30 protein-coding genes are annotated in these 25,357 nt (G+C 68.2%); 9 read left to right on the forward strand and 21 right to left on the reverse strand.

What is annotated here, in order from left to right; all coding sequences use genetic code 11:
* Nucleotides 1-18 precede the first annotated feature (18 nt).
* The 10 genes from flhA to ER13_RS01430 all read right to left on the reverse strand — a co-directional run bounded on the left by flhA (nt 19) and on the right by ER13_RS01430 (nt 10,199).
* A complete protein-coding gene (gene flhA / locus ER13_RS01385; RefSeq protein WP_035305621.1) occupies nt 19-2,115 on the reverse strand; it encodes a flagellar biosynthesis protein FlhA in 2,097 nt (698 codons plus the stop codon).
* Between the two features lie 7 nt (nt 2,116-2,122).
* Entirely contained in the window at nt 2,123-3,007 is an 885-nt protein-coding gene (gene bla / locus ER13_RS01390; protein ID WP_052004681.1) for a class A beta-lactamase, read from the reverse strand.
* Between the two features lie 14 nt (nt 3,008-3,021).
* Nucleotides 3,022-4,440 carry a sigma-54-dependent Fis family transcriptional regulator gene (locus tag ER13_RS01395; RefSeq protein ID WP_035305627.1) on the reverse strand — a complete coding sequence of 473 codons (1,419 nt, stop codon included), beginning with the start codon at nt 4,438-4,440 and terminating at the stop codon, nt 3,022-3,024.
* A 69-nt stretch (nt 4,441-4,509) separates the two neighbouring features.
* Complete coding sequence (gene fliN, locus ER13_RS01400) at nt 4,510-4,842, reverse strand: flagellar motor switch protein FliN (protein WP_008258919.1); 333 nt, start codon at nt 4,840-4,842, stop codon at nt 4,510-4,512.
* Entirely contained in the window at nt 4,842-5,489 is a 648-nt protein-coding gene (locus tag ER13_RS01405; protein WP_035305631.1) for a flagellar assembly protein FlbE, read from the reverse strand. Before ER13_RS01405 ends, fliN begins: the two co-directional genes overlap by 1 nt.
* Nucleotide 5,490: 1 nt before the next feature.
* On the reverse strand, nt 5,491-6,513 hold the full coding sequence (fliG, locus tag ER13_RS01410; protein WP_154725765.1) for a flagellar motor switch protein FliG: 1,023 nt from the start codon (nt 6,511-6,513) through the stop codon (nt 5,491-5,493).
* A gap of 11 nt (nt 6,514-6,524) precedes the next feature.
* Complete coding sequence (gene fliF / locus ER13_RS01415; RefSeq protein ID WP_008259645.1) at nt 6,525-8,162, reverse strand: flagellar basal-body MS-ring/collar protein FliF; 1,638 nt, start codon at nt 8,160-8,162, stop codon at nt 6,525-6,527.
* A gap of 96 nt (nt 8,163-8,258) precedes the next feature.
* Nucleotides 8,259-9,302: an alpha/beta fold hydrolase gene (locus ER13_RS01420; protein WP_035305635.1), complete on the reverse strand. Its 1,044-nt coding sequence runs from the start codon at nt 9,300-9,302 to the stop codon at nt 8,259-8,261.
* Nucleotides 9,299-9,907, reverse strand: a complete 609-nt coding sequence (locus ER13_RS01425; protein ID WP_035305637.1) for a uracil-DNA glycosylase family protein — start codon at nt 9,905-9,907, stop codon at nt 9,299-9,301. The genes ER13_RS01420 and ER13_RS01425 overlap by 4 nt, the downstream gene beginning before the upstream one ends.
* Nucleotides 9,897-10,199 carry a DUF3253 domain-containing protein gene (locus tag ER13_RS01430; protein ID WP_035305639.1) on the reverse strand — a complete coding sequence of 101 codons (303 nt, stop codon included), beginning with the start codon at nt 10,197-10,199 and terminating at the stop codon, nt 9,897-9,899. The genes ER13_RS01425 and ER13_RS01430 overlap by 11 nt, the downstream gene beginning before the upstream one ends.
* Nucleotides 10,200-10,246: 47 nt before the next feature.
* On the opposite strand from ER13_RS01430, the gene ER13_RS01435 reads away from it, so the two are divergent.
* A complete protein-coding gene (locus ER13_RS01435) occupies nt 10,247-10,681 on the forward strand; it encodes a PaaI family thioesterase (RefSeq protein WP_008262173.1) in 435 nt (144 codons plus the stop codon).
* Here the strand turns inward: ER13_RS01435 and ER13_RS01440 are convergent.
* The 7 genes from ER13_RS01440 to ER13_RS01470 form a co-directional block, all read right to left on the reverse strand.
* Complete coding sequence (locus tag ER13_RS01440) at nt 10,665-11,297, reverse strand: YoaK family protein (protein WP_081836072.1); 633 nt, start codon at nt 11,295-11,297, stop codon at nt 10,665-10,667. The two genes, ER13_RS01435 and ER13_RS01440, sit on opposite strands and share 17 nt — an antisense overlap.
* Before the next feature lie 12 nt (nt 11,298-11,309).
* The gene (locus ER13_RS01445; protein ID WP_008258672.1) at nt 11,310-11,930 is read right to left on the reverse strand and encodes a glutathione S-transferase family protein; all 621 of its coding nucleotides are present in this window, start codon (nt 11,928-11,930) and stop codon (nt 11,310-11,312) included.
* 26 nt (nt 11,931-11,956) lie between these two features.
* Entirely contained in the window at nt 11,957-13,231 is a 1,275-nt protein-coding gene (locus tag ER13_RS01450) for a NupC/NupG family nucleoside CNT transporter (RefSeq protein WP_035305644.1), read from the reverse strand.
* Nucleotides 13,232-13,314: 83 nt separating this feature from the next.
* Nucleotides 13,315-13,743: a DoxX family protein gene (locus tag ER13_RS01455; RefSeq protein ID WP_052004678.1), complete on the reverse strand. Its 429-nt coding sequence runs from the start codon at nt 13,741-13,743 to the stop codon at nt 13,315-13,317.
* An 11-nt stretch (nt 13,744-13,754) separates the two neighbouring features.
* Nucleotides 13,755-14,504, reverse strand: coding sequence for a DNA-binding domain-containing protein (locus ER13_RS01460; RefSeq protein WP_035305647.1), 750 nt, complete (start codon nt 14,502-14,504; stop codon nt 13,755-13,757).
* Nucleotides 14,501-15,349 carry a DUF692 domain-containing protein gene (locus ER13_RS01465; protein WP_035305650.1) on the reverse strand — a complete coding sequence of 283 codons (849 nt, stop codon included), beginning with the start codon at nt 15,347-15,349 and terminating at the stop codon, nt 14,501-14,503. Before ER13_RS01465 ends, ER13_RS01460 begins: the two co-directional genes overlap by 4 nt.
* Nucleotides 15,349-15,642, reverse strand: coding sequence for a DUF2282 domain-containing protein (locus tag ER13_RS01470; RefSeq protein ID WP_035305653.1), 294 nt, complete (start codon nt 15,640-15,642; stop codon nt 15,349-15,351). Before ER13_RS01470 ends, ER13_RS01465 begins: the two co-directional genes overlap by 1 nt.
* 152 nt (nt 15,643-15,794) lie before the next feature.
* Here ER13_RS01470 and ER13_RS01475 point away from each other — a divergent pair, with 152 nt between their 5' ends.
* Nucleotides 15,795-16,337 (forward strand): sigma-70 family RNA polymerase sigma factor, encoded by a 543-nt coding sequence (locus ER13_RS01475; protein ID WP_035305656.1) that lies wholly within the window; start codon nt 15,795-15,797, stop codon nt 16,335-16,337.
* Complete coding sequence (locus ER13_RS01480; protein WP_035305658.1) at nt 16,327-16,962, forward strand: NrsF family protein; 636 nt, start codon at nt 16,327-16,329, stop codon at nt 16,960-16,962. The genes ER13_RS01475 and ER13_RS01480 overlap by 11 nt, the downstream gene beginning before the upstream one ends.
* A 7-nt stretch (nt 16,963-16,969) precedes the next feature.
* Here ER13_RS01480 and ER13_RS01485 read toward each other — a convergent pair whose 3' ends face one another.
* Nucleotides 16,970-17,848, reverse strand: coding sequence for a branched-chain amino acid aminotransferase (locus ER13_RS01485; protein WP_008262906.1), 879 nt, complete (start codon nt 17,846-17,848; stop codon nt 16,970-16,972).
* A gap of 82 nt (nt 17,849-17,930) precedes the next feature.
* Here ER13_RS01485 and ER13_RS01490 point away from each other — a divergent pair, with 82 nt between their 5' ends.
* From ER13_RS01490 to ER13_RS01500, 3 genes are all read left to right on the forward strand, one after another.
* Entirely contained in the window at nt 17,931-18,668 is a 738-nt protein-coding gene (locus tag ER13_RS01490) for a response regulator (protein ID WP_008262734.1), read from the forward strand.
* 16 nt (nt 18,669-18,684) lie between these two features.
* Nucleotides 18,685-20,052 carry an ATP-binding protein gene (locus ER13_RS01495; RefSeq protein WP_008264280.1) on the forward strand — a complete coding sequence of 456 codons (1,368 nt, stop codon included), beginning with the start codon at nt 18,685-18,687 and terminating at the stop codon, nt 20,050-20,052.
* A gap of 124 nt (nt 20,053-20,176) precedes the next feature.
* The gene (locus tag ER13_RS01500) at nt 20,177-20,653 is read left to right on the forward strand and encodes a hypothetical protein (RefSeq protein WP_035305660.1); all 477 of its coding nucleotides are present in this window, start codon (nt 20,177-20,179) and stop codon (nt 20,651-20,653) included.
* Nucleotides 20,654-20,701: 48 nt separating this feature from the next.
* Here ER13_RS01500 and ER13_RS01505 read toward each other — a convergent pair whose 3' ends face one another.
* The 3 genes from ER13_RS01505 to ER13_RS01515 all read right to left on the reverse strand — a co-directional run bounded on the left by ER13_RS01505 (nt 20,702) and on the right by ER13_RS01515 (nt 22,399).
* Nucleotides 20,702-21,508 (reverse strand): pyrroline-5-carboxylate reductase, encoded by an 807-nt coding sequence (locus ER13_RS01505; RefSeq protein ID WP_035305663.1) that lies wholly within the window; start codon nt 21,506-21,508, stop codon nt 20,702-20,704.
* A complete protein-coding gene (locus tag ER13_RS01510) occupies nt 21,508-22,011 on the reverse strand; it encodes a YbjN domain-containing protein (protein WP_035305665.1) in 504 nt (167 codons plus the stop codon). The genes ER13_RS01505 and ER13_RS01510 overlap by 1 nt, the downstream gene beginning before the upstream one ends.
* Nucleotides 22,012-22,087: 76 nt before the next feature.
* On the reverse strand, nt 22,088-22,399 hold the full coding sequence (locus tag ER13_RS01515) for an accessory factor UbiK family protein (RefSeq protein ID WP_035305681.1): 312 nt from the start codon (nt 22,397-22,399) through the stop codon (nt 22,088-22,090).
* Nucleotides 22,400-22,574: 175 nt separating this feature from the next.
* Here ER13_RS01515 and lgt point away from each other — a divergent pair, with 175 nt between their 5' ends.
* The 3 genes from lgt to pgeF are packed head-to-tail and all read left to right on the forward strand — an operon-like array spanning nt 22,575 to nt 25,293.
* Nucleotides 22,575-23,444, forward strand: coding sequence for a prolipoprotein diacylglyceryl transferase (gene lgt, locus ER13_RS01520; RefSeq protein ID WP_035305668.1), 870 nt, complete (start codon nt 22,575-22,577; stop codon nt 23,442-23,444).
* Complete coding sequence (locus ER13_RS01525) at nt 23,441-24,526, forward strand: class I SAM-dependent methyltransferase (protein WP_035305670.1); 1,086 nt, start codon at nt 23,441-23,443, stop codon at nt 24,524-24,526. The genes lgt and ER13_RS01525 overlap by 4 nt, the downstream gene beginning before the upstream one ends.
* Nucleotides 24,523-25,293 (forward strand): peptidoglycan editing factor PgeF, encoded by a 771-nt coding sequence (gene pgeF, locus ER13_RS01530; RefSeq protein WP_035305672.1) that lies wholly within the window; start codon nt 24,523-24,525, stop codon nt 25,291-25,293. The genes ER13_RS01525 and pgeF overlap by 4 nt, the downstream gene beginning before the upstream one ends.
* Nucleotides 25,294-25,357 lie beyond the last annotated feature (64 nt).

Raw genomic sequence — 25,357 nt, forward strand, 5'->3', positions numbered from 1 at the left:
GCCGCGATCCAGTCTGGTCTAAACCTGCCCCAGGGTGCGCAGCTTGGCGCGCGGGTGGATCTCGTTCTGACTCATCACCACCGTCTGCCCGCGGAAGCGCTCGATGATCGAGCGGACATAGGGGCGGGTCTGGGGTCCGGTCAGCAGGACGGGATTTTCGCCTGACATGGCGATCCGTTCGAAGGTCTCGCGCACGGATCGGATGAAGTCCTGAAGCCGTGACGGCGCCATGGCCAGTTGCTTGTCCTCGCCGCCGCCGACCAGGCTCTCGGCGAAGGCGCTCTCCCACTCCGGCGACAGGGTGACAATGGGCAGGGCGCCGTCGCCGCCCTGGTGCTGCCAGCACAGCTGGCGGGCCAGGCGGGCGCGGACGTGTTCGACCAGGGTGGTGACGCTCGTGCTGTGGGGCGCCGCCTCGGCCAGGCCCTCCAGGATCGCCGGCAGGTCGCGGATCGAGACCTTTTCGCGCAGCAGGGCCTGCAGCACGCGCTGCAGGGTGGTGACGGTGACGACGCTGGGGATCAGTTCCTCGACCAGCTTCTTCTCCTCGACCCCCAGTTCCTTCAGCAGCTTCTGCACCTCGCTGTAGGACAGCAGGTCGGCCATGTTTTCCTTCAGGATCTCCGTCAGGTGGGTCGTCAGCACCGTCGAGGGATCGACCAGGGTGTAGCCGTGGAAGGTCGCTTCCTCGCGCAGGTTCTCGTTGATCCAGGTGGCCGGCAGGCCGAAGGCGGGCTCGCGCATGTGTTCGCCCGGCAGCTCCACCTGGCGGCCGGCGGGGTCCATCGCCATCAGATGGCCCAGACGCACTTCGCCTGCGCCGGCGTCCATCTCCTTGATGCGGATGGCGTAGCCCTGGGTCGGCAGGCGCATATTGTCGAGGATGCGCACCTGCGGGATGACGAAGCCGTATTCCTGGGCCAGCGACCGGCGCAGGGCCTTGATCTGGTCGGTCAGGCGACGCCCCTCCAGATCATTGATCAGGCTGAGCAACGAATAGCCCAGCTCGATCTTCACCTCGTCGATGGTCAGGATGCTGGAGATCGGCTCTTCGACCTCCTCCTTGGGCTTGGCCGCTGCGGCGGCGATCTCGTCCTCCGTCGGCTGCGGCTTCAGCCGGCTGCGTCCCAGTTTCCAGGCCATGAAGCCCGAACCGATGGCCAGGGCGGCGAAGGGGATCAGCGGCATGCCGGGGATCAGGCCGATCAGGCCGGCGGCGCCGGACACAACGCCCAGCGACACCGGGTTGGTGGCCAGCTGGGTCACCATGGCCTTGTCCGCCGTACCCTCGACGCCCGCCTTGGACACCAGGAAGCCGGCGGCGATCGAGATGATGATGGCCGGCACCTGCGTCACCAGACCGTCGCCGATGGTCAGCTGCACATAGGTGTTGGCGGCCTCCATCGCCGGCATGCCGTGTGTCAGGGTTCCGATCAGGACGCCGCCGATGGCGTTGATGAAGGTGATGATCAGACCGGCCACGGCGTCGCCGCGCACGAACTTGGACGCGCCGTCCATGGCGCCGAAGAAGGTCGATTCCTGCTCCAGCTCCTTGCGGCGCAGCTTGGCCTGATCCTCGGTGATCAGGCCCGACGACAGATCGGCGTCGATCGCCATCTGCTTGCCCGGCATGGAGTCCAGGGTGAAGCGGGCCGAGACCTCGGCGATCCGGGTCGAACCCTTGGTGATGACGACGAAGTTCACCACCAGGATGATGGCGAAGATGATCACCCCGATGATGAAGTTGCCGCCCATCATCAGCTGGCCGAAGGCGTTGATGACCTGACCCGCCGCGTCGTGGCCTTCCTGGCCGTGGGTCAGGATCAGGCGCGTCGAAGCCAGGTTCAGGCCAAGGCGGAACAGGGTCGAGACCAGCAGCACGGTCGGGAAGATGGCGAAGTCCAGCGGCCGCTTCATCATCACGGCCGTCATCAGGATCAGCACGCTGGACACCAGCGAGATCGCCAGCAGCAGGTCCAGAAGCATCTTCGGGACCGGCAGGATCAGCAGCATGATCACGCCGATCACGCCGACGGCCATCAGCACTTCGCCGCGGTTGACCCAGCCCAGGACGTCGCGCCCGGTGGGGCGCGCCATGCCGTCCTTCATCATCATGGGCGTATCAGTCACGGCCCAGCGCCTTCAGGGCGCGGCGGGTCGCCTCGGCGATCACGGCGTCGCGCTGATCGTCGGTCGCCTCGGTCGCGCCGGTGAAATAGGCGGCGACGATGACCGGCGAACCGCTCAGCGGCGTCAGCATGGCGATGTCGTTGGCCGTGCCGTTGGCGCCGGTCCCGGTCTTGTGGGCCACGGTCCAGCCTTCGGGCGCAGCGGCCTTGATCCGGTTCGGGCCGGTTGGCGAGGCCGTCAGCCAGCCGTGCAGCAGGGCGTCGTTCTCCGGCGTCAGCCGCTCGCTGAAGGCCATCTCGCGGATATTGGCCAACGTCTGCTCGGGCAGGCAGGTGTCGCGCGGGTCGTTGGGCAGGGCGGTGTTCAGGTCCGGCTCCAGGCGCGAAATCACGGTGGTGGTGTCGCCGAAGGTCGGCCACCACGAACGCCATACGGCGATTCCGCCCATTTCGCGGATCAGGATGTTGGCGGCCGGATTGTCGCTGACCTCCACCGTCGCCTGCATCAGTTCGCGGATCGTCAGCGTACGGCCCACGGCCTTTTCGGTCACAGGCGCATGGGGGACGATATCGGCGCGGGTGACGGCGACGGCGCGATCCAGGCTCTCCTCGTCGCGCTGCACCCGCTCCAGGGTGGCGGCGGCCAGAAAGGCCTTGAACGTCGAGCAGAAGGCGAACCGCTCCTGGCCGCGCCACAGCACGCGTCGGCCGCTGGCGACGTCCAGGGCCGCGACGCCGAGCCGGCCGCCGTGACGCGCTTCAAGATCGTTCAGGAAGAAGTCCGGCGCCTTTTCGGCCGGGATCTCGTCCTGTGTGCGCGGCGTGCAGGCGGCCAGGCCCAGCGCACCGGCGCCGGCGATCAGCTTTCGTCTGTCCACACCGCGCCCCATGCTCAGGCTGCGTAGCCCGAGGCGGAGACGCCCGACTGGGGCGCCGGGATGGTCGTGCCCTCGTCGGCGTATTCGTTCAGCTTGTTGCGCAGGGTGCGGATCGAGATGCCCAGGATGTTGGCCGCATGGGTGCGGTTGCCCAGGCAGTGGGTCAGGGTGTCCAGGATCAGGGTCTTTTCCATCGCCGCCACCGTCTGACCGACGAAGCTGCGCGTCACCGCATCGGCCGCCTGGGCCGCCCGCGCCGCGACGCCGCCGCCGTAGGGGTTTTCCTGACCCGTCGAGGCCGCGCCCATCATGCCCGAAGCCGGGGTCAGGGGCTGACCGTCCGGCAGGCGGATGGCGTCGACGTCGATCTCCGGCCCGGTCGCCAGCAGCACTGCCCGGTGCATGGCGTTTTCCAGCTCACGGACGTTGCCGGGCCAGCGGTGGGCGCTGATGGCTTGGCGTGCGCGCGCCGAGATCGGCCGAACCGGCACGCCGTTGGCGGCGGCGTATTTCTTGATGAAATGCTCGGCCAGAACCCCGATGTCGCCCGGCCGCTCGCGCAGGGCCGGCAGGCGCAGATTGACGACGTTCAGCCGGTACAGCAGGTCTTCGCGGAACGTGCCTTCCGACACGGCGCGGGCCAGGTCGCGGTTGGACGTGGCGATGATGCGGATATTGACCGACACCGGCTTGGAGCCGCCGACGCGGTCGATGACCCGTTCCTGGATCGCGCGCAGCAGCTTGGCCTGCAGCCGGGCGTCCATTTCGCTGATTTCGTCCAGCAGCAGGGTGCCGCCATCGGCCTCTTCGAACTTGCCGATCCGGCGCGCGACGGCGCCGGTGAAGGCGCCCTTCTCGTGCCCGAACAGTTCGGATTCCAGCAGATTGTCGGGAATGGCGGCGCAGTTGACGCTGATGAAGGGACGTTCCGACCGGCGCGAATTGTCGTGCATGTAGCGCGCCATCACCTCCTTGCCGACGCCGCTTTCGCCGGTGATCAGGATCGAGGCTTCCGAGCGCGCCACCTGGTCGGCCAGTTGCAACACCGCCTTCATCGACGGGTCGGCCGAGATCATCGGCTTCTCGTCGTCGGCGACAGCGGCCAGGACGGCGGCGATCAGTTCCGCGTCGGGCGGCAGGGGGATGAACTCCTTGGCCCCGGCCTTGATCGCCGCCGCAGCCTCACGCGCATCGGCGTCGACGCCGAAGGCCACCACCGGCACCGTAATCCGTTCGGCCTCGTTCGCGGCGATCAGGGCCGCGATGTCGAGCTGGTAATCGACCATCAGCAGGTCGGCGCCCTGCCCTCGTCGCAACTGCTCGGTCGCCTGATCCGCGCGCTCGACGTGGCTGACCTTGGCGCCGTGCGCCATGGCCATCTTCACCGCCGAAGCGAGCTGTCCGCTCAGTCTGCCTACCACCAGAAGACGCATTGTTCTTCTCCTCTAAACTTTCATCCGGGTCGCCGTTGTTCAGCCGCGCAGAACCTGCGCGGCGTCGCTTCAGCCCCCCGAGTCCTCGGTCTTGATGATTTCCGTCATGGTCACGCCCAGCCGGTCGTCGACGACGACGACCTCGCCACGCGCGATCAGACGGTTGTTGACGAAGATGTCGATGGCCTCGCCGACCTTGCGGTCCAGCTCCAGCACCGACCCCTTGTTCAGTTTCAGCAGCTGGGCCACCGACATGTGCGACTTGCCCAGCACGGCCGAGATGTTCACCGGCACCTCGAAGACCGTGGCCAGGTCGGCGGCGGTCTTGTCGCCATGATCATCGACCACGGCCAGGGCGGTGGAGTCCGGGAACTCCTCGAGCGAAAGATCGTCGGAGGCCATCAGAAATCACTCCGGTCAGTATTGATAGGGGGTTCGGCGTGCCCGGCCTCGGCGGCCAGGGCGGCGGTCAGAGCTTCGGCCACGCGTGTGGCCGAGCCTTCCGGATCGTGGTCGGCGCGGCCGTCGGCCCATTCCAGCTGGAAGGCCGCAACTCCCATGCCCGGCTCGTCGCGGAAGGCGACGACGCCGTTGAAACCGCTGTCGGCGCAGGCGCTCTCGATCTGGGCGCGGCCTTCGTCGTCCAGACCGGCCGCGCGCACGACCAGACGCGGCGAGGCGTCGATCTCCTGGGCCAGCGCCTCAAGGGCGGCGCGCAAGGGGGCCTGGGGGAAACGCTCCAGCGCCGCGCCGCCGATGGCCCGGGCGGCCGCCAGGGCCAGGTCGGCCGACTGTTCACGATGCGTCTGGGCCACGTTCCTCAGCGAGGGCAAGGCCGCCGCCACGCCCTGGGCGATATTGGTCAGAGCCATGGCCCGGATGTTCTCGATCTCGTTCAGCGCCTGCTGGCGCGCCTCCAGCTGCGCATGGGCGACCAGGGCGTCCACCTCGGCCGGCAGATAGCTGCGCTTGGTCGGCTTCCAGGCGCTTTCGCGCACCACCGAACCGTCGGCGTCGAACTCGGTATCGAAGGCGAAGGGAGTGCTCATGTCAGTAGATCAACTCGTCGTCGGTGCCCTGGCCGGCCAGCATGATCTCGCCGCGGGCGGCCAGATCCTTGGCCACCTGCACCATGGCCATCTGAGCGGTGTCGACGTCCTTCAGCCGGACCGGCCCCATGGATTCCATGTCTTCGCGCATGATCTTGGAGGCCCGTTCGGACATGTTGGAGAAGAACATCTCGCGCAGTGGCTCGGAGGCGCCCTTCAGGGCCAGGCCCAGGGAGTCCTTGTCCACCGCCCGCAGCAGCGTCTGCACGCCGCCGGGGTCCAGCTTGGACAGATCCTCGAACACGAACATCAGGGCGCGGATCCGTTCGGCGGATTCGCGGCTGCGTTCTTCCAGGGCGCCGATGAAGCGCGCCTCGGTTTGGCGATCGAAACTGTTGAAGATGTCGGCCATCATCTCGTGGCTGTCGCGCTTGGAGGTGCGCGCCAGGTTCGACATGAATTCGGTCCGCAGCGTCGCCTCGATCTTGTCCAGAATCTCGCGCTGCACCGGCTCCATGCGCAGCATCCGCTGCACGCATTCCAGGGCGAAATCTTCCGGCAGTGCGGTCAGCACGCGGGCGGCGTGGTCCGAACGCACCTTGGACAGGATGACGGCGACGGTCTGCGGGTATTCGTTCTTCAGATAGTTGGCGAGAACCGCCTCGTTCACATTGCCCAGCTTGTCCCACATGGTCCGGCCGGCCGGACCCCGGATTTCCTCCATCAGGCCATCGACGCGGTCCTTGGGCAGGAAGGCGGCCAGCAACCTCTGGGTCTGTTCATAACTGCCCATGACCGAGCCCGAGCCGGCCAGGCCCGAGACGAATTCGATCATCAGGGCCTCGACCGCCTCGGCGGTGACATTGCCCAGGGTGGCCATGGCCTGGGAGATCTCCTTGACCTCCTCGTCGTCCAGCCGTTCCCACAGGGCGGTGTGCTCCTCGCCCAGAGCCAGCAGGATGACGGCCGCCTTTTCAGGCCCCGTCAGCTTGTTGGGATCGTCGATCGACAGCTTCTTGGTCACGAGCTTGGCCATCAGCCTTCGGCCACCCAGTTGCGCAGGATCCCGGCGGCCTCATCCGGGTGCGCCTGGACGAAATCCGCGACCTTCTTGACCGAAGACGCCTTCACCTGACCCTCGATACGGGCGATGTCGATCTTCTGATCCATTTCGTTCGGGGCCGGCAATTGCACCAGCTGGGGCTGACCGTCGGCGCCGATGACGGTCGTCGTCACCGTGGCCACGGGCAGGCCGGCGGGGGCTGCGGCCACAGCCCCAGGCGCCGCGCCGCCCGCCGTTTTCAAAAGCGGACGCAGCACGAAGAAGATCAGCAGCAACGCCACGACGGCCAGGATGCCCAGTTCGATCAGACGCATCACGTCGGTGCGGGAGAAGTCCAGCAGCGACGACTTGCCTTCCAGACCGCCGGCGATGCCGGTGTCGTGGTTGAAGCGGACATTGATCACCTCGATCTTGTCGCCCCGCGCCTCGTCGATGCCTGCGGCGGCGGCGACCAGGGACTTGATCTGGGCGATCTCCTCGGCGGTTCTCGGCGCATAGGTCGGCTCGCCCTTGCCGTCTGCGGCCGGGGTCCACTTGCCATCGACAGCGACGGCGACGGCGAGTTTCTTGACCTCGCCCGGCTCCTTGGTCGTCGTGGTGGTGGTGTTCGAGATCTCGTAATTTGTCGTCTCGGCGTTTTCCGCACTGGTCGCGCCGGCCGGCGTGGTGGCAGGCGGCGCGCCGCCGGGGATGTTGTTGGCGGCCGTCACGCCGCCGTCGTTCTGGCCCGTGGTGTCCGAGGATTGCGAGCCATTGGCGGTGGTCGAGCGCACGACCTGACCGTCGGGATCGAACTTCTGCTCCTGGGTAGTGGAGCGGCTCTGATCGATGTCGGCCGTGACCTGGACGCGCGCGGCGCCGATGCCGACCACGCCTTCGACGATATCCTTGATCCGCGACTGCAGCTGGGCCTCGGTATTGCCCTTGGTCTCGGCGGCGGAGGCGGACGAGAAGGTTCCGTCATCGGACCCGGCCGCCAGGGTGCGGTTGTTCTGATCGGCGACGGTGACGCGGTCAGGCTTCAGGTTCGGCACGGACGAGGCCACCAGGTTGCGGATCGCCCGCACCTGGTCAGGCGTCAGATCCCGACCGCCCAGCCCGACCAGAACGGCCGCTGTGGGATCTCCGGCCGCAGCGGTGAACATCTCGCGACGCGGCATGGTGATGTGGACGCGAGCGGCGGTGATGCCGCGCATGGACATGATGGTGCGCGACAGTTCGCCCTGCAGGGCGCGCTGCTCGTTCAGCTGTTGCTGGAACTCGGTCTGGCCCAGCACCGACTGGTTGTCGAAGATTTCGTAGCCGACCGACCCCGAGGTCACGAGGCCCTTTCCTGCAATCAGCATCCGCGCGGTGCCGACGTCGTCCCGGTTCACCATCACGGTCGAACCGTCGCCCTTGGAGGTGTATTTGATGCCGGCCTGTTGCAGGGCCGTGGTGATCTCGCCGGCCTCGCGCAGATCCAGATTGGAATACAGCAGGGCGTCCGGCGCCTGACCCATGCGCAGCATGACGGCCACCAGCACGGCGGTCACGCCTGCGGCGACGCCGAGGACTGCCGCCAGACGGCCGATCCCGAACTTCTGCAACGCCGCTGTAAAGCCGCCCACGCGTTCCCGCCCCAAACTCGCGGGAGACACTGACGCCCCGCTAGGCAGAAAATGCCGCCTGGATGGTAAACGTCACGTTAAGAGACGTTTACGGGGTCACCGCCGGCTCGCCGCTCGGCCATCGGGAGCGGCCGGCTTCTCCAGCTCCGGCAGCACCGCGGGCGCGCCCGACGGCAACGCCGCGTCGGGATTCCTCAGCCAGGCGGCGACGTCCCGGTAAACGATCTCGGCGTCCAGATCGCGGTTCAGCAGATGCCAGCCGTTCGGATACCAGGCCGTCTTCAGGGCGCCGCCGTCAGCCAGCGCCCGCTCCAGGGCCAGACGCATCGGCCCCCGCTTCACGATCTCGTCGTGCGCGCCATACATCAGCACGGCGTCGCCCCGGATGCGGCCCAGGCTGCGCGACGCCGTCTCCATCAGATCGACCAGGCCATAGACGGTGTCGAACCGGGTCGCGAGAATGTTCATCGGATCACGCCCGTTGCGGATCAGCTCCAGCGTATTGCTGGAGGCGTGGATGTCGCGGGTGATGAACTCGGGCGGCTCCAGCGCCACATCGCCGAGCGCGCGCGCCGCGATATTCAGGGCCGCGCTGTTCAGCGGCCCCTGGGTCGACCACCCCCAGACCCCCGGCGCCAGCAGCACCAGCCGGTCGGCGTCCGGCGGATTGTCTGAACCGAAGGCGGCCGCCGCCACCGATCCGCCCATGCTCTCGCCCACCACGGCGATGACGGCGTCGGGATAGCGGGCGCGGGCCAGGGCCGTGACCTCGCGCAGGTCGTCGGTCATCCGCTGCTGTCCAGCCCACACGCCCCGTCCCGGCGCCGCGCCGAAGCCGCGTTGGTCATAGGCCCAGGTCTCTATCCCCTGCTCGGCCCACCACGGCCCCGCCAGACGGAAGCTGGCGTCGTGGTCGTTCATGCCGTGCAGGGCCACGATCACCGCCCAGGGCGCCCGATCGGTCGGCCCCCAGCGCAGATAGGGCAGCCGCGCCCCGTCCGACATGACCAGGGCGCGATCCTCGACGTGAGCGCCGGCGAAGTCCGGCGGCGGCGTCAGCGGCGGCTGGATGTGGGGCGCGGCGCAGGCGGACGCTCCCAAGGTCAGAGCGATGGCGGCGGCGGGGAAGGCGGCTTTCATGCGCGCATCCTTGCGGGGGGCGTCAGGATCGAACGCACCCGTTCCCGCAGATAGGGAACCACCTCATCCTCGAACCAGGGGTTCTTTCTCAGCCAGGCCGTGTTGCGCCAGGACGGATGCGGCAGGGCCAGAATGTCCGGCGCATAGTCCCGCCACGCGCGCACCGTCTCCGTCATGTTCCGCTTCGCCCGCTCGCTCAGCGCCCAGGCCTGGGCGTAGCCGCCGACCAGCAGGGTCAGCTCCATCTGCGGCAGGGCCTCCAACAAGGACGGCCGCCACAGGTCGGCGCACCGGCTCGGCGGCGGATGGTCGCCCCCTTTCGGGGCCGTGCCCGGATAGCAGAAGGCCTGGGCCGCCACGCCGATGCGGCGGTCGGCGTAGAAGCTGTCGTAGTCCACGCCCATCCAGTCGCGCAGCCGGTCGCCCGACGGGTCGGTGAACGGCAGGCCGCTTTCATGCACCCGCCGCCCCGGCGCCTGGCCGCAGATCAGCAGCCGCGTCTCGGGAAAGACCCGCACCACCGGGCGCGGCGTATGCGGCAGCACGCCCGCACAGGCGCGGCAGGCGCGGATGTCGCTCAGGACTGCATCGAGATCAGTCGTCATCATCCTCGACGACCGGCGGACGGCGGCTCAGCGCCAGGGCCGTCTCTTCCTCGGTCGGCTGGCGCAGACGCGTCACCCCTCGGAAATTGTCCGGATCGACCGGCTTGCCCTTCTTGGTGATGGTCAGCTTGCCCTGGCGCATCAGGCTCAGGGCGAGGGCGCGCACCTTGGGCAGCATGCGCTGCCACTGCTCCGGCTGTAGCTCTTTGGCCACTTCAGCCGGCTCGATGCTCTTGCCGGGCTCCAGCCCGGCGATTTTGTTCAGGATTGCGGTTTCGATCGGATCGCTCATTGCGCCTATATGCTGCACAGCGAGACCAGAAGTAAGGCCGAGTCGTCATGCCGAAGAAAATCACCGTCACCGAGGGCGAATTCGCCGGCTGGCAGACCTATGACCTCCACGACACCTTCGACGTCGTGGTGGGGCCCTTCTACGGCAAGCTCGATCCTGACGGTCACATGCGCTGCGCCTTCCGCGCCGAGCAGAAGCACATGAACGCCGGCGGGCGGATGCATGGCGGATGCCTGATGACCTTCGCCGACATCGCCATGTTCCAGATCGCCTATCAGGAGATGGAGGGCGCCTCGGGCGTCACGGTCCAGCTGGACTCCACCTTCATCGACGGCGCCTATGTCGGCGAACTGATCGAGGCGACCGGCCAGGTCACCAAGGCGGGCAAGAGCCTGATCTTCGTGCGCGGCCAGATCAACACGGGGGAACGGCTGCTGATGACCTTCTCGGGCGTGATCCGCAAGTTCACGCCGCGCGGTTGAGCCGCACGATCAGGGCCATCAGCAGGGCGAAGCCGGCGGCGGGCCAGAGGGCCGCCAGTCCCAGACGGCCGAAGGTCAGGGCGCCCAGCACCGCCCCGAAGCTCAGCCCTGCCCACAGGGTCAGATAGGCCTTGTAGGCGTATCGGTCTCCGCCCTTTACAGCGCCTGCCAGGGCCTGCCCCAGCTTGACCAGGGTTCCGGTCATATAGGTCAGGCTGACCCCGACCTCTCCGTTCCTCAGGAAGACCGAGTTCTCGGCGCCCATGGCCATGACCATCAGGCCGACGGCGGCGGGCGTCAGCCCCGCGCCGGCCGCAGCGGCGGCCAGCGCCAGCAGCAAGGCCTCGAACATCAGCACCCGACTACGCGAGCGTACGTCCTCGCCGCCCGCGACCAGGGCGCCGGCGAAGGATCCCAGGACGAACAGGCCGAGTATGGCGGCCAGATGCGCCGCCGCCGGCCACTGTCCCTCGGCCACGCTGGCGGCGAACCGGGTGGAGTTCCCGCTCATGAAGGAGACGAAGACGCCGCCCAGATGCAGAAAGCCCAGACTGTCCACATAGCCCGCCAACCCCGCCAGCAGCAGGGCCAGCCAACGGTCCGAAGGCGTCAGCAACCGCAAGGCCGTTCAGACCCCGGCCTTGGCCGCCGGTCGGTCTCGGCAGGCGTCGAACCAGCGGTGCAGGTTCTCGAACTCGGCCGGGGGGCGATAGCGAACCATCCGCGCGAAATCCAGGCCGACCACCGCGACGATGTCGGCGATGGTGAACCGGTCCAGGGCGATGAACTCCCGCTCGGCCAGATGCCGGTCCAGGGTCTTCATGAACCGTTCCGCCGACAGCCGGTTGTAGTCGGCCACCTGGGGAATCTGCACCGCCTCCAGCGCCGCCAGGGCCGGATGCGAGTGGCGCACGTTCAGCATGATCGGGTTGGACAGATAGAATTCGCACCGGCGGGTCCACATCTCGACCACCGCCTGTTCGCGCGCATCGCGACCGAACAGATTGGGCTCCGGATACAGGGCCTCCAGGTAGCGGCCGATGGCCACGGATTCCGAAATGGTCGTGCCGTCGTCCAGCTCCAGCGCCGGCAGGTGGGGCACCCCGACCTTGTCGCGATATTCCGGCTTCTTGTGATCACCCGTCAGAATGTCGATCTCGACCAGTTCGACGTCCTCGACGCCCTTCTCGGCCATGACCCAGCGGACCCGGCGCGGATTGGGCGCGCGGTGCGAGGTGTAGAGCTTCATCGGACGCCTCCGTTCTTTTGAAAAACCTACTGCCCGAACACCGCCGCTGGCAAGGCGCCGACGACGGCCGCGCTCATCAGGGTGGCCATGAAGCCGGCGAACAGGGCCTTCCAGATCAGGCTCAGCACCTCGTGCCGGCGTTCAGGCATCAGCACCGACAGACCGGTCACGGTGATGCCGACCGAGCCGATATTGGCGAAGCCGCACAGGGCGTAGGTCATCAGCATCCGCGTCCGCTCGCTCATCGCCTCGGCCGGCAGCTTGCCCAGATTGATGAAGGCCACGAACTCGGTCAGGGTCAGTTTGACGCCCAGCAGCCAGCCGCCTAGGGCCGCCTCGCGCGCCTCGATCCCGATCAGCCAGGCGAAGGGGGTGAACAGGACGCCCAGGATCCGCTCGACCGTCAGCGGCTCGCCGAAGATGATGATGCCGCCCAGCATCAGGTTGACCAGGGCCACCAGGGCCACGAAGACGATCAGCACGGCCGAGATGTTCAGCACCACCATCAGGCCGTCCGACGTGCCCTTGGAGATGGCGTCGATGGCGCTGTCATACTTCAGGGCCGAGTCATAGCTGATCGACTGGATGGCCTCCTTGTCCGGCTCGGGCACGATGATCCGCGCCAGCAGCACCCCGGCCGGGGCCGAGACGATGGAGGCGACCAGGACGTGGCCGGCGGCGTTGGGCAGGGTCTGCGACAGGATGCTGGCGTAGGCGACCATGGTCGAACCGGCCACGGTCGCCAGGCCCACGGTCATCATCAGGAAGATCTCGGACCGGCTCAGCTTGTCCAGATAGGCCTTGATGACGATGGGGCTCTCGATCGTGCCCAGGAAGATGTTGGCCGCCACAGCCAGGGCCGAGGCGCCGCCCAGGCCCATGGTGCGCTGGAACAGCAGGCCGAAGCCGCGGATCAACCACTTCAGGATCTTCCAGTGCCACAACAGGGCCGACAGCGCCGAGATCACCATGATCAGCGGCAGGACGTTGAAGGCGAAGGTGAACAGCGCCCCCTCGTTCTGAACCGCATAGGGCTGGTCCCCGCCGGCCAGATAGCCGAACACGAACCGCGTCCCCTGGGCCGTCGCAACCGCCAGCCCGTCGATGGCGCCCGTCACCGCCGCCAGCACCGTGCGCGACCCCGGGATGCCGAACAGCGCCAGCACCAGCCCGGCCTGAACCGCCACGGCGCCCAGGGCCAGCTTCCAAGGAAAGACCCGGCGGTTCTCTGAAATCGCCCAGCACAGGGTGATGATGACGACCAGGCCGAACAGGCTCTGGAGGTTCAGAAGGCTGAACATGAAAGATGGATCCCTGACCGGCCCGCGCCGGCTTCATCCGCTTCAAGGACAAAGTGACGCGGCTGACAAGGGGCGTGCGCGTATCAGGCGATCTTCAGCACACGGTCCAGACTGATCGCACCCGGCCCGCGCGCGATCAGATAGGCCAGCGGTCCGGCCCAAAGCAGGTGGACAGGCCAGCCGCCCGGCTCGACAAAGACCTGGATCACCAGGGTCATGAACAGCAGGCCCGCCGCCGCCGGCCGCGTCGCCAGACCCAGCACGATCAGGATCGGCGCCAGATGCTCGGCATAGGTCGCCAGATGCGCCGCCAGGTCAGCGGACAGCAGGGGCAGGCGGTATTCCTCGGCGAACAGGTAGCGCGTCGAAGGCGTGATCGTCAGCAGTCCCTCGACCTTGGTCCGTCCCGACAGGAAGAAGGGCGTGGCGACGCCCACGCGCAGCAACAGGGCGAGACCGGCCTCGGGTACGGCGGCGGTGATGCGTCGGTGAATATCCGCGATGCGGTTCATGATCGGTCCTTCTAGATTGAGGGTGAAGTGAAGACGCCGAGCGCGATGAGGTCGGCAAACAGAGCGGACAGATCCAGGCCGGGCGAGGCGGCCTGGGCCGCAGCCGCAGCGACGCCGAACGGCCGGTTGAGGCGGCAGGCGTCCAGAAAGACCCATTCCGCGCGACTCAACCGCCGCGCCTGTACCTCGGCGCCCGAGCGGTGCACCAGCAGGCCTTGCGCCTCGGCCCGCCATTCAAGAGACGCGTCCGGGGACGGATAGCGATGCGCGAGCCAGAGCGAGGGCGCCGTCCACTCGAACCAGAACAGCCGGACCGATGGGTGCAGAGCCGCCGTCGCCCCCGCCAGGGCGGGTCCGAGCGCGGCGGCCTCCCGCGCCTCTAACGGCGCCGCATCCTCCGCGAGATGGGCCTGGGTCCAGGCCCGGTCCAGCCGGGCGCAGGGCGCCAGATAGGTCATGTCCCGCGCCGGCTCGAAGCGGGCCAGCCAGTCGGGAAAGCCTGCGCCGTAGTCAACCAGGACCGGCCTATCGCCCGGCTGTTCTGCGACAAAGACGCTGGCGGCGGCGCGGAACCAGTCCTCGCCGACCATCTGCAACACGGTGGGATAGTTGGCTTCCAGGGCGTCGATCCGCCCCTTGATCGTCGTGTTGCGATAGACGGCCAGCGCCCCCAGCGTCCGGTCGCCCGGCTCCAGGTGCGGCCATAAAGGCTCCAGATCGCCGGTCAGCGCCCTGTCGAAAGCGGCGTGAAACCCGGTCACGCCACGGCCTCCACGGCGGTCATCGCTGCGGCGGCGCGCGCCTGTTCGATCAAAAGAACCGGAAATTCGGGAACATCGCCGTCGCGCTCGACCAGGGTCGGCCGAGGGCCGATGCGCGCGATCAGACGGTCATAGAGCGTCCAGACGGTCTCGGACACGGGGGCGTCGTGGCTGTCGATCAGCAGGGCCTCGCCCCAGACCGGATCGGGGCGATGACCCGCCAGATGGATTTCGCCCACCAGCTCGCCGGGTACGGCGTCCAGCCAGGCCTCGGCGGAGAAGCCCATGTTCGAGGCGCTGACATGGACGTTGTTGACGTCGATCAGCAGGCCGCACCCGGTCCGCCGGGCGATCTCGACCAGAAACTCGACCTCGTCCCACTCGTGGCCGGCCAGGGCCAGATAGGCGGACGGGTTCTCGATCAGCAGCCGTCGCCCCAGGGCCTGTTGCGCCTCGTCGACATGGTCGCACACCAGGTTCAGCATCTCGCGGCTGCGTGGGACGGGCAGGAGATCGGGATGATAGACGCCGCCCCGCCGCGACCAGGCCAGGTGTTCGGACACCACAAAGGGCTCGAACCGGTCGATCAGGGCGCGGAACCGGGCCAGATGGTCGCGATCCGGGCGTTCGTCGCCGGCCAGGGACAGGCCCACCCCGTGCAGCGACAGCGGGTGAACGGCGCGCACCGTCTCCAGCCAGCACAGGCGGGGGCCGCCCGCGACCATGTAGTTCTCGGGATGAACCTCGAACCACAGGCCGCGCTGGGCTCCGGCCGCCGGACAGGCCGCGGCCTCCGAATAATGCTGGGGCTTCAGGCCCAGTCCGGCGGTCGGAAGCGGGGGCATCAGCGGTTCGGGATCGGGGTCAGCGAACCGTTGCCCTTGGGCGTCTGGATCGTGGCGCAGGTGCCCTTGGCGACCAGTTTCCAGGCATTGCCCTGATAGTCGCGCACCGAGGTGCCGGCGCAGGTGGTGCCGGGCCCGGCGGCGCAGTCGTTCTGGCCAGCCTTGGCCACGCCATAGCATTTCTCCATGGCGTTTTCCTGCTGGGCCGTAGGCCGGTTCTGCGCGGCGGCGGCGTTGGCGCCCAGGGCCAGCAAGGCGCCGGCGCCGACCAGGATCTTGGCGGAGATATTCATGGGACGATTTCCTGTGTGACAGCCGTCCGGGGCGGAGCGGCCTGACAGCAGAGGTTTCGGTCCCGGCGCGGCGAAGGTTACGAGAAATATTTCGTCGTCGTCCGCCGCCGGGCGTGTAACCTTCGCCCCGTCCGGCGCGAATGGGATGCTGCGTGGTCGACAAGGAAGCCGAGCTCAAACGTCTGATGTTGCGGGGTCTCGACGGCGACCCCGTGGCCTGGCGCGCCCTGCTGACCGAAATGCGCGGCGCCCTGACCCCCTTCTTCAAACGTCGGCTGACCGGCTGCGAAGCCGATGCGGAGGATCTCGTGCAGGACTGCCTGATCGCCATTCACGCCAAGCGCGCGACCTATGACCGGTCGCTGCCCTTCACGGCCTGGGCCTATGCGATCGCGCGTTACAAGCTGATCGATCATTTCCGCCGCCAGGGCCGCCGTCACGACGTGCCGCTGGAGGAGGCGTCGGTCCTGCTGGCAGATCACACGGTCGAGGACGGCGTCGTCCGCCGGGATCTGAAGAAGGTCCTGTCCATCCTGCCGCTGCGCCAGCGCCGCCTCATCGAGGATGTCCGCGTCGGCGGTTTCAGCCTGGCCGAGGCCGCCCAACGCAACGGCTTTACCGAGGGCGCGGCCAAGGTCAGCGTCCACCGCTCCATGAAGACGCTGGTCGCCAGCGTGAACCCAAATGAAGACTGAAGACCTGATCGACGCCCTGGCCGCCGGTATAGAGCCCGTGCGCCCCGCCCGACTGGACCCGGCGCTGCTGGCCTGGGCCGGCGGCGCGGCTGCGGTGGCGGTCATCTTGTTGCTGGGGGCGCGGTCCGACCTGACCCAGGCGCTGCAGGCGCCCACGCCTTGGTTGAAGGCGATCTATACGGCCGCCCTGGCGCAGACGGCGATCTGGCTGGCGACGCGGCTGGGACGGCCCGGCCTGGACCCGCGGCCGGCCCTGTTCGCCTTGCTGGCTGTGGTCGGGATCGCCGTGGCGTGGGGCGGGATCGAGACGGTTCTAACGCCGCCGGGCCAACGGATGGCCGGCTGGCTGGGCCAGACCTGGGACATCTGCGGCCGCAACATCGTGCTGGTCTCGGCCTTCGCCGCGCCGCTGGTGTTTCTGTCGGCGCGGCGGCTGGCGCCGACACGGCCGACGACGGCCGGTCTGGCGCTGGGTCTGGCGACGGGCGGCATCGCCGCCACCGCCGATGGTCTGCTGCACTGTGGCGAGGCGACCGCCGCCTTCGTCGCCACCTGGTATACGCTGGGGGTCGCGGCCGCCGGCCTGATCGGCGCCGCCGTCGGCCGCTTCGCCCTGCGTTGGTGACGCCGCCTCAGGCCTGGCGGCGCACCAGCCGGCCGTAGGTCTCCATCAGGTCCAGCGACAGGGCGCCCGGCGTGAAGCGATAGTCGCCCACCTCGGCCACCGGCGTCACCTCGACGGCGGTGCCGGTCAGGAAGCACTCCGAGAAGTCCGACAGTTCTTCCGGCAGGATGTCGCGCACCACGACCTCGATCCCCTTGGCCTGGGCGATCTCGATCACCGTCTGGCGGGTGATGCCGTCCAGGATGTGCTCGACCTTGGGCGTGTGCAGCACGCCGTCCTTGACGAAGAAGACGTTGGCGCCGGTGGCTTCGGCCACATAGCCGCGCCAGTCCAGCATCAGGGCGTCGGCGAAGCCGTTCCGCTCGGCTGTGTTCTTGGACATGGTGCAGATCATGTACAGGCCGGCCGCCTTGGCGGTCGTCGGCGCCGTCCTCGGATCGGGGCGACGCCACTTGGACCATTCCAGACGCAGGCCGCGCGCCTTGACCTCAGGGTCGAAATAGCTGGGCCAGTCCCAGACGGCCACCGCCAGATGGACCTTGTTGTTCAGGGCCGAAACACTGGTCTGTTCCGGGCCGAGATAGGCGACCGGGCGCACGTAGCAGTCCTGCAAGCCGTTTTTGGCGCAGGTTTCGTTACAGATGGCGTCGATTTCAGCGACGCTGTAAGGTATCTCGAAATCGAGCAGGTTCGCGGACCGCTTCAGGCGCTCCGAATGCGGCGTCAGCTTGAAGATTTCGCCGCCGTACATACGCTCACCCTCGAATACCGACGAGCCATAGTGGAGGGCATGGGTCAGAATATGCGTCTTCGTTTCCCGCCAGGGCACGAAATCGCCGTCAAACCAGATCCATCCATCACGATCGTCGAAAGGAACGAAGGCCATTGAAACACGTCTCCTGCAGAAGTCTGTCTGTTAGAGCTCCCCGAATCGCTCAGGTCAACGGCCGGGATCGGGAGAATTGCGGATGAGCATGGCCGAAACGCGCGCATATGGCCGCTCGGGTCCCATCGCCGGGCCGGGCGTGGGTCGCCATCTGCTGATCGTCGACGACGACGACCGCATCCGCGAACTGCTGAAGGAGTATCTGTCGCGCGAGGGTTACCGCGTCACCGGAGCCGCCCACGCGGCGGCGGCCAAGCGGATGATGGAGCTGATCGAGTTCGACCTGGTCGTGCTGGACGTGATGATGCCGGGCGAAAGCGGCCTGGACCTGACCTCCTGGGTTCGCGCCAAGGCCGAAACCTCCAAGACGCCGGTCCTGCTGCTGACCGCGCGCGGCGATCCCGAGGATCGGATCGAGGGGCTGTCGCGGGGCGCCGACGACTATATGTCCAAGCCGTTCGAACCGCGCGAACTCGTGCTGCGGATCGAGGCCATCCTGCGCCGCACGGGCGGCAAGCCCATCGGCCCGCGCGAGATCAAGCTGGGCACGGCCGTGTTCGACATGGAGCGGCTGGAGCTGATCCGCGACGGCGCGCCCCAGCGCCTGACCGAGGCCGAGGCCCAGTTGCTGAAGACCCTGGCGCTTCACGCCCACGCCCCGGTCGAACGCATGAGCCTGTCGCCCGACACGGCCGACATCACCGGCCGCGCCGTCGATGTTCAGGTCACCCGCTTGCGGCGCAAGCTGGAAGCCGACCCCAAGAACCCGCGCTATCTCCAGACCGTGCGCGGCGTCGGCTATATGCTCGCGCCCGACTGAGCCGGCGACGAACACCATGCGGCTGCTGCCCGCCTATCTGTGGCCGCGCTTTCTGAAGCGGCGCCTGCCGACCTCGCTCTGGGGGCGGTCGCTGCTGATCATCGTCCTGCCGGTGCTGGTCATGCAGGTGGTGGTGACCTGGATCTTCTTCGACGCCCACTGGCAGACCGTGACGGCGCGCCTGTCCGAGGGCCTGGCCGGCGATATCGCCTGGGCCGTTGAGAGCTATGAGGACGACCCCAGCCAACGCAATCTGGAGCGACTGGCCGATCGGGCCGAGCGATCCATGTCCCTGTCGATCGCGCTGCAGGAGGGCCGGACCCTGCCGACGGAACAGAGGCGCGGCCCCATCGGGGTGGTGGACCGCGTGCTGGACAAGGCGCTGGCGGCCCGACTGGACCGCCCCTACTGGTTCGACACCACCCGCTACCCCGCCTATGTCGACATCCAGGTGCAGGAGCCGCAGGGCGTGCTGCGCATCATCGCCCCGCGCGAGCGCGCCGTGGCCACCCAGGCCCACATCTTCGTGCTGTGGCTGACCATCGCCACCGTCCTGCTGATGGGGGTGGCGATCCTGTTCATCCGCAATCAGGTCCGCGCCATCGAACGCCTGGCCGACGCCGCCGAGGCCTTCGGCCGGGGCGAGACAGTGCCCCGGTTCAAGCCGCACGGCGCCCGCGAGGTTCGCGCCGCCGCCGTGGCCTTCCTGGCCATGCGCGACCGGATCCAGCGCCACATCGACCAGCGCACCGCCCTGCTCGCCTCGGTCAGCCACGACCTGCGCACCCCCCTGACCCGGCTCCGGCTGGAACTGGCCCTGGCCCCGCCGTTCAAGCGTCAGGCCGCCATGCGCGGCGACCTGGACGAGATGGAGCATATGATCGACGAATATCTGGACTTCGCCCGCGGCGAGGCCGGCGAACCGCCCCAACCGGTGTCGATCCTCGACCTGCTGAAGGCGGCGGGCGAAGACGCCAGGCGCGCCGGGGCCGAGGTCGAACTTTCGGTCGCCCAGGGCCTGACCGCCTCGCTTCGCCCGCTCGCCTTCAAGCGCGCCCTGGTCAACCTGGCCGGCAACGCCGCCTCTCACGGCGAGCATGTGCGTCTGTCGGCGCGGTCGCTGGCCTCGGGCGGGCTGGAGATCGCCGTCGAGGACGACGGCCCCGGCATTCCCGAAGATCTGTATGACGAGGCCTTCCGCCCCTTCTCCCGTCTGGACGAGTCCCGCAACCAGAACCGCAAGGGCGTCGGCCTGGGCCTGGCCATCGCCCGCGACGTGGCGCGCGGCCACGGCGGCGACGTCACCCTGGAGCGCAGCGACCTGGGCGGGCTGAAGGCGATCATCCGCGTGCCGGGCCAGGCGACCGTCGTTCCCGCCGCCTGACGGCGTATTTTTTGAACCAGGGCGCTGAAACGGGCGGACGGAGCGAGATTTGGATGTCCGGCGTCTAGCGGAACCGTGCAGGAAGGATCATCTTCATGCCGACAGGGCATGGAGACAAAACACGATGCGTAAACTCGCCTTCTTCGCCCCTTTGGCCGCGGCGCTCGCCGTCGCCGCCATGGCCCAGGCGCAAACCCCCACGGTCAACGTCACCGTCGGCCCCGAACTGCAACGTCAGATCGAGAAGCTCGGCGAACGTGAAGTCAACGAACAGATCGACGAATTGAAGGCTGAAGTCGGTCAGGCGCTGGAGCACCGCTATCCGGGCGCCACCGCCAATCTGGTCCTGGTCGACCTGAAGCCGAACCGCCCCACCTTCGAACAGATCCGCCAGACGCCGGGCCTGGACCCGATCCGCAGCGTGTCCATCGGCGGCGCGGCGATCAAGGGCGAGATCGTCACCGCCGACGGCCAGTCCCGGCCGGTGGACTTCTCCTACTTCTCGCCGAACATCCGCGACGTCTGGGGCTACGGCGTCTGGCATGACGCGGACCGCGCCTTCGGACGTCTGGGCGACCAGATCGAACAGGGCCGCTTCTGATCCCGCAGGCCTCTCTCCCGTTTCGCGACGGGAGAGAGGCGTCGGGTTTCAGCCCATCTCGCGGTTTCGCCGCACGGCCGCCGCGACCGTCTCGTCCAGCATCCGCGTCAGGCGGCCGTCCTTCGCCAGGGCGTCCAGCCCGGCGCGGGTCGAGCCGCCCGGCGAGGCGATACGGCCGATCAGGGCCTCCAGATCATCGTCGCCCATCGAATCCGCCGCCGACCGCAGGGTCGCTCGCGCCAGGACGTCGGCGGTCGCCGCGTCCAGGCCGCTGGCCTGACCCGCTCGGGCCAGGGCTTCGGTAAAGGCGTAGAAATAGGCCGCGCCCGACCCAGCCACCGCCGTGGCCGCATCCATCAGGGCCTCGTCCGCCAGAACGACCGTCTCGGCCATCGGCTCGAACAAGGCCCGTCCCAGCCCCTGGGCGCGATCATCCGCCGACCAGATCGAGGCCACGCCGCGCCCGCGCGACACCCCGGTCGTCGGCATCACGCGCACGATGGGCCAGCCGCCGATCCCCTCGGCCAGGGTGGGCGCCGTCACCCCCGCCATGACCGACAGGATCACGGCCTGATCGTTCAGGAAGGGCGCCAGGGGCGTCACCACCTCGCGCCAGATCGCCGGCTTGACCGCCAGCACGATCACACCCGCCTCCGTCAGGGCCTCCAGCGGTGGATTGATCCGCGCGCCCTGGGCCCGCGCCGCCTCGGCGGCGGGTTTTTCCGACGGACTGAGAATGATCAGATCGGCCGGCGCGACCGTCTCCGTCAGCAGCCAGCCTTCCAGAATGGCCGAGCCCAGCCGGCCGCAGCCCACCAGGACGACAGGTCCCCCGGACCGGACGGACCCCGCCATCAGGCGTTGCCGACGGTCTCGAACAGGCAGGCGTCGATGGCCTCCTGCGGCTTCTTGTTCCCACGCACCATGAAGTCGAACGCGGGGTAATAGCGATCCGCCGCCTCGATGGCCGCATCGATCATCGAGGCCGCCTGGGCCAGGGTCGGGCGCTCGCCCATCGGCAGGGCCAGCGAATGACGGAAGACGATCTCCCCGTCCTCGGCCCAGACCTCGAAATGCCCCATCCAGGTGCGTTGGTTGATCAGGCCGACCAGTTCATAGGCGGCCATCTTGCGGCTCTTGGCCACACGCAGATCCAGGGCGCAGCACAGCTGAAGGCAATCGCCCTCGGGCCGCCAGGCGAACCACAGCTCGTAATCCTTCCAGTCCCCCGCCAGGGCGAAGGCCAGGTCGCCGTCGTCGGTGCGGTCGAACGGGAGGTTCTCGGCCGTGAGGACATGCTCGACGACCTCAAGCGGGTCGAAGGGCGTGTCCATTTCCTCGGGCCGGGCGATGTCCATCAAGTCTCTCGATTCGCGCTGCGTCCGCGAGAATCGCGGCCGTTAACAGAGTGGTAAGCCTGTTCGCGGATTCGGCTCAACCGGCTGCGTCCCCGGGTTGAGTTCCATCTGTGGACGTTCCCGTCGCGAGCTTGCCGGAAGCCTTGGCGGCGGGCTTGCTGGCAGGTTTCTGGGCCGTCTTCAGTTCGGCGATCTCGGCCCGCAGGGCGGCGATCTCGTCCTTCAGCACATCGAATTCGTCGCGGCGGACCAGGTCCATCTCGGCGGCGATCCGGTCGGTCTGGGCGCGCCAGGCGGTCTTGGCCTCTTCTCCCGCCGCCTGGGCCAGGCCCATGGCGCCGGTGGTCAGTTTGGCGAACTCGTCCAGGATGGGATTGCGGGTCTGCATGGCGGTCTCCGACTTCAACGTCGTTAACGAAGCTTCACCGACTATGGTGAATGAAACCTTTCTTTCTGCTGCTTCGCGGACGCCATCAAGGCGTCGTGATCTTTCTTCACAGGCGACGCAGCCGGCGACGCTTGCTAAACCGCCCTTCTGAGACAGGCTTGCACAGGAACGCCCCTTGCCCTTTCCCGAATTCGATCCGGTCCTGATCCATCTCGGACCGCTTCCGATCCGCTGGTACGCCCTGGCCTATGTCGCCGGCATCGTCCTGGGCTGGTGGTACGCCGCCCGTCTGGTCAAGACCGAACGCCTGTGGGCGCCGGGCAAGCCGCCGATCAACACCACCCAGCTGGACGACCTGGTGCTGTGGATCGTGCTGGGCATCATCCTGGGCGGCCGCCTGGGCTACGCCCTGTTCTACAAGCCGATCATGTACGCCCAGTTGTTCACCGGCCAGACCCTGGGCGAGCGGTTCGAACTGTTCCAGCTCTGGACCGGCGGCATGAGCTTCCACGGCGGATTCCTGGGCGTCTGCCTGGCCATCTTCCTCTACGCCCGCGCCCAGAGGATCGACATGCTGCGCCTCGGCGACGTCATCGCCCCGGTCGTGCCCATCGGCCTGATGTTCGGCCGCCTGGCCAACTTCATCAACGGCGAGCTGTGGGGCCGCGAGACGACCGTCCCCTGGGCCGTGCGCTTCTGCAACGCCCGCATCCAGCAGATGTACGGCTTCTGTCCCGCCGGCGACGCCCCCCGCCACCCCAGCCAGCTCTATGAGGCGGGACTGGAGGGGATCGTCCTGCTGTCCATCCTGTCGCTGGGCATCTGGAAGTTCGATCTGCTGAAGAAGCCGGGCTATATCACCGGCCTGTTCCTGGTCGCCTACGGCGTCTGCCGCGCCGCGCTGGAGAATGTACGCGAGCCCGACTTCGGCATGCCCGACTTCCCCCTGGGCCTGACCATGGGGATGATGCTGTCCATCCCGATGATCCTGGTCGGCGGCTGGTTGATCTGGCGCGCCTGGAACCGGCCGCCCGTCCAGGCATGAGCGACGCCGAAACCCTGAAAACCCGTCTGGCGCGCGAGATCGCCCTGACGGGGCCGATGACGGTCGCCGACTATGTCACCCGCTGCCTGCATGATCCCAAGGGCGGCTATTACGCCTCGCGCCCTGCTCTGGGGGAAGGCGGCGACTTCATCACCGCGCCCCTGATCAGCCAGATGTTCGGCGAACTGATCGGCCTGTGGGCGGTCGAGACCTGGAACCGCCTGGGCGCGCCCGAACGGTTCCGTCTGGTCGAGGTCGGACCTGGCGACGGAACCCTGATGAGCGACGCCTTGCGCGCCGCCCGCCTGGTCCCCGGCTTCCTCGAGGCCTGCGACCTGATCCTGATCGAGCCCAGCGGCCCCTTGCGCCACCTCCAGGCCAAGGCCCTGGCCGGCGCCGACCTGTCGCCGCGCTGGGTGCGCGACCTGACGCGGATCGAGACCGACGCCCCGGTCATCCTGATCGCCAACGAGGTTCTGGACTGTCTGCCCGCACGCCAGTTCGTCCGCACCGATGGCGGCTGGGCCGAACGCCGCATCGGCGTCACCGACGACAACGACCTGATCTTCGGCCTGACCGCGATTTCGGGCGGGTTCGAAAAACCCGGCTTCGACATCGCGCCCGGCGAGGTGTTCGAGATTTCGGAACAGCAGGCGATCTTCGGCCGCGACCTGGCCGGGCTGCTGAAGGCCGCCTCGGGCGCCGCCCTGCTCATCGACTACGGCCGCGCCCGGCCCGAGGCCGGCGACACGCTTCAGGCCCTGCGCCGCCACCAGAAGGTCGATCCGCTGGACAGTCCCGGCGAGGCCGACCTGACCCAGTGGGCCGACTTTCCGCGCGTGCTGGAAGCCGCCGTCCGCGCCGGCGCCGATGTCACCGGTTGCCTGACCCAGGGCGAGTTCCTGAGACGGCTGGGGATCGAAGCGCGCGCTGAACGGTTGAAGGCGGGACGGCCCGACGCCGCCCCCGTGATCGACCGCCAACTGCATCGCCTGACCGCCGAGGACCAGATGGGAAGCCTGTTCAAGGCCGCCGCGATCTTCTCCCCCCGCACCCTGATCGTGCCGGGGTGGGACCTGTGAGCGACCCGGCCCCCATCACCCATCCGCTGCTGACCGCCGCCGGGTTCGACCACGGCTTCTTCACCCGCGCCGGCGGCGTCTCGACCGGCGTCTATGAAGGGCTGAACGCCGGCGTCGGTTCGAAGGATGATCCCGCATCCGTGGCCGAGAACCGCCGTCGCGTCGCCGCCCATTTCGGCGCCGACGTCAATCATCTGAACGGCTGCTACCAGATCCATTCCGCCGTCGCCCGCGTCGCCGACGGCCCCTGGCAGGGCGACCGGCCCGAGGGCGACGCCGTCGTCACCGCCGAACCCGACCTGTTGTGCTCGGTCCTGACCGCCGACTGCGCGCCTATTCTGCTGGCCGATCCCGAGACGCGGATCGTCGCCGCCGTCCACGCCGGCTGGAAGGGCGCCCTGGGCGGAGTGGTCCATTCGGCTGTCGCGGCCATGCAGGCCCTGGGCGCCGATCCCCGTCACATCCGCGCCGTCGTCGGTCCCTGCATCGCCCCCGCCAGCTATGAGGTCGGCCTCGACTTCCAGGACCGTTTCGCCCACCACGACCCGGGCAGCGAGCGCTTCTTCCACCCCGGCGAGACCGACGACAAACGCCGGTTCGACCTGCCCGGCTTCGTCCTGTGGCGCCTGCAACAGGCCGGCGTCGGCCAGGCCGTCTGGACCGGCCACGACACCTGCGCCGACGCGGCGCGCTTCTACTCCAACCGCCGGGCGTTCCAGCAGGGCGAACCGGACTTCGGCCGATTGATCAGCGTGATCGGGGTCTAGGCGCGCGCACGATACTTCTCCCTCCCCGTCCGGGGAGGGGCGTCGCGCAGCGACGGGGTGGGGG

It is taken from the genome of Brevundimonas sp. EAKA (assembly GCF_000698025.1).
Classification (GTDB): Bacteria; Pseudomonadota; Alphaproteobacteria; order Caulobacterales; family Caulobacteraceae; genus Brevundimonas; species Brevundimonas mediterranea_A.

What these genes read in the sequence shown, in the direction of transcription:
- flhA (WP_035305621.1), bottom strand. Translation starts at nt 2,115, where the DNA reads ATGATGATGAAGGACGGCATGGCGCGCCCCACCGGGCGCGACGTCCTG.
- ER13_RS01395 (WP_035305627.1), bottom strand. Translation starts at nt 4,440, where the DNA reads ATGCGTCTTCTGGTGGTAGGCAGACTGAGCGGACAGCTCGCTTCGGCG.
- fliN (WP_008258919.1), bottom strand. Translation starts at nt 4,842, where the DNA reads ATGGCCTCCGACGATCTTTCGCTCGAGGAGTTCCCGGACTCCACCGCC.
- ER13_RS01405 (WP_035305631.1), bottom strand. Translation starts at nt 5,489, where the DNA reads ATGAGCACTCCCTTCGCCTTCGATACCGAGTTCGACGCCGACGGTTCG.
- ER13_RS01420 (WP_035305635.1), bottom strand. Translation starts at nt 9,302, where the DNA reads ATGAAAGCCGCCTTCCCCGCCGCCGCCATCGCTCTGACCTTGGGAGCG.
- ER13_RS01425 (WP_035305637.1), bottom strand. Translation starts at nt 9,907, where the DNA reads ATGACGACTGATCTCGATGCAGTCCTGAGCGACATCCGCGCCTGCCGC.
- ER13_RS01430 (WP_035305639.1), bottom strand. Translation starts at nt 10,199, where the DNA reads ATGAGCGATCCGATCGAAACCGCAATCCTGAACAAAATCGCCGGGCTG.
- ER13_RS01435 (WP_008262173.1), top strand. Translation starts at nt 10,247, where the DNA reads ATGCCGAAGAAAATCACCGTCACCGAGGGCGAATTCGCCGGCTGGCAG.
- ER13_RS01445 (WP_008258672.1), bottom strand. Translation starts at nt 11,930, where the DNA reads ATGAAGCTCTACACCTCGCACCGCGCGCCCAATCCGCGCCGGGTCCGC.
- ER13_RS01450 (WP_035305644.1), bottom strand. Translation starts at nt 13,231, where the DNA reads ATGTTCAGCCTTCTGAACCTCCAGAGCCTGTTCGGCCTGGTCGTCATC.
- ER13_RS01455 (WP_052004678.1), bottom strand. Translation starts at nt 13,743, where the DNA reads ATGAACCGCATCGCGGATATTCACCGACGCATCACCGCCGCCGTACCC.
- ER13_RS01465 (WP_035305650.1), bottom strand. Translation starts at nt 15,349, where the DNA reads ATGCCCCCGCTTCCGACCGCCGGACTGGGCCTGAAGCCCCAGCATTAT.
- ER13_RS01470 (WP_035305653.1), bottom strand. Translation starts at nt 15,642, where the DNA reads ATGAATATCTCCGCCAAGATCCTGGTCGGCGCCGGCGCCTTGCTGGCC.
- ER13_RS01480 (WP_035305658.1), top strand. Translation starts at nt 16,327, where the DNA reads ATGAAGACTGAAGACCTGATCGACGCCCTGGCCGCCGGTATAGAGCCC.
- ER13_RS01485 (WP_008262906.1), bottom strand. Translation starts at nt 17,848, where the DNA reads ATGGCCTTCGTTCCTTTCGACGATCGTGATGGATGGATCTGGTTTGAC.
- ER13_RS01490 (WP_008262734.1), top strand. Translation starts at nt 17,931, where the DNA reads ATGAGCATGGCCGAAACGCGCGCATATGGCCGCTCGGGTCCCATCGCC.
- ER13_RS01495 (WP_008264280.1), top strand. Translation starts at nt 18,685, where the DNA reads ATGCGGCTGCTGCCCGCCTATCTGTGGCCGCGCTTTCTGAAGCGGCGC.
- ER13_RS01500 (WP_035305660.1), top strand. Translation starts at nt 20,177, where the DNA reads ATGCGTAAACTCGCCTTCTTCGCCCCTTTGGCCGCGGCGCTCGCCGTC.
- ER13_RS01505 (WP_035305663.1), bottom strand. Translation starts at nt 21,508, where the DNA reads ATGGCGGGGTCCGTCCGGTCCGGGGGACCTGTCGTCCTGGTGGGCTGC.
- ER13_RS01510 (WP_035305665.1), bottom strand. Translation starts at nt 22,011, where the DNA reads ATGGACATCGCCCGGCCCGAGGAAATGGACACGCCCTTCGACCCGCTT.
- ER13_RS01515 (WP_035305681.1), bottom strand. Translation starts at nt 22,399, where the DNA reads ATGCAGACCCGCAATCCCATCCTGGACGAGTTCGCCAAACTGACCACC.
- ER13_RS01525 (WP_035305670.1), top strand. Translation starts at nt 23,441, where the DNA reads ATGAGCGACGCCGAAACCCTGAAAACCCGTCTGGCGCGCGAGATCGCC.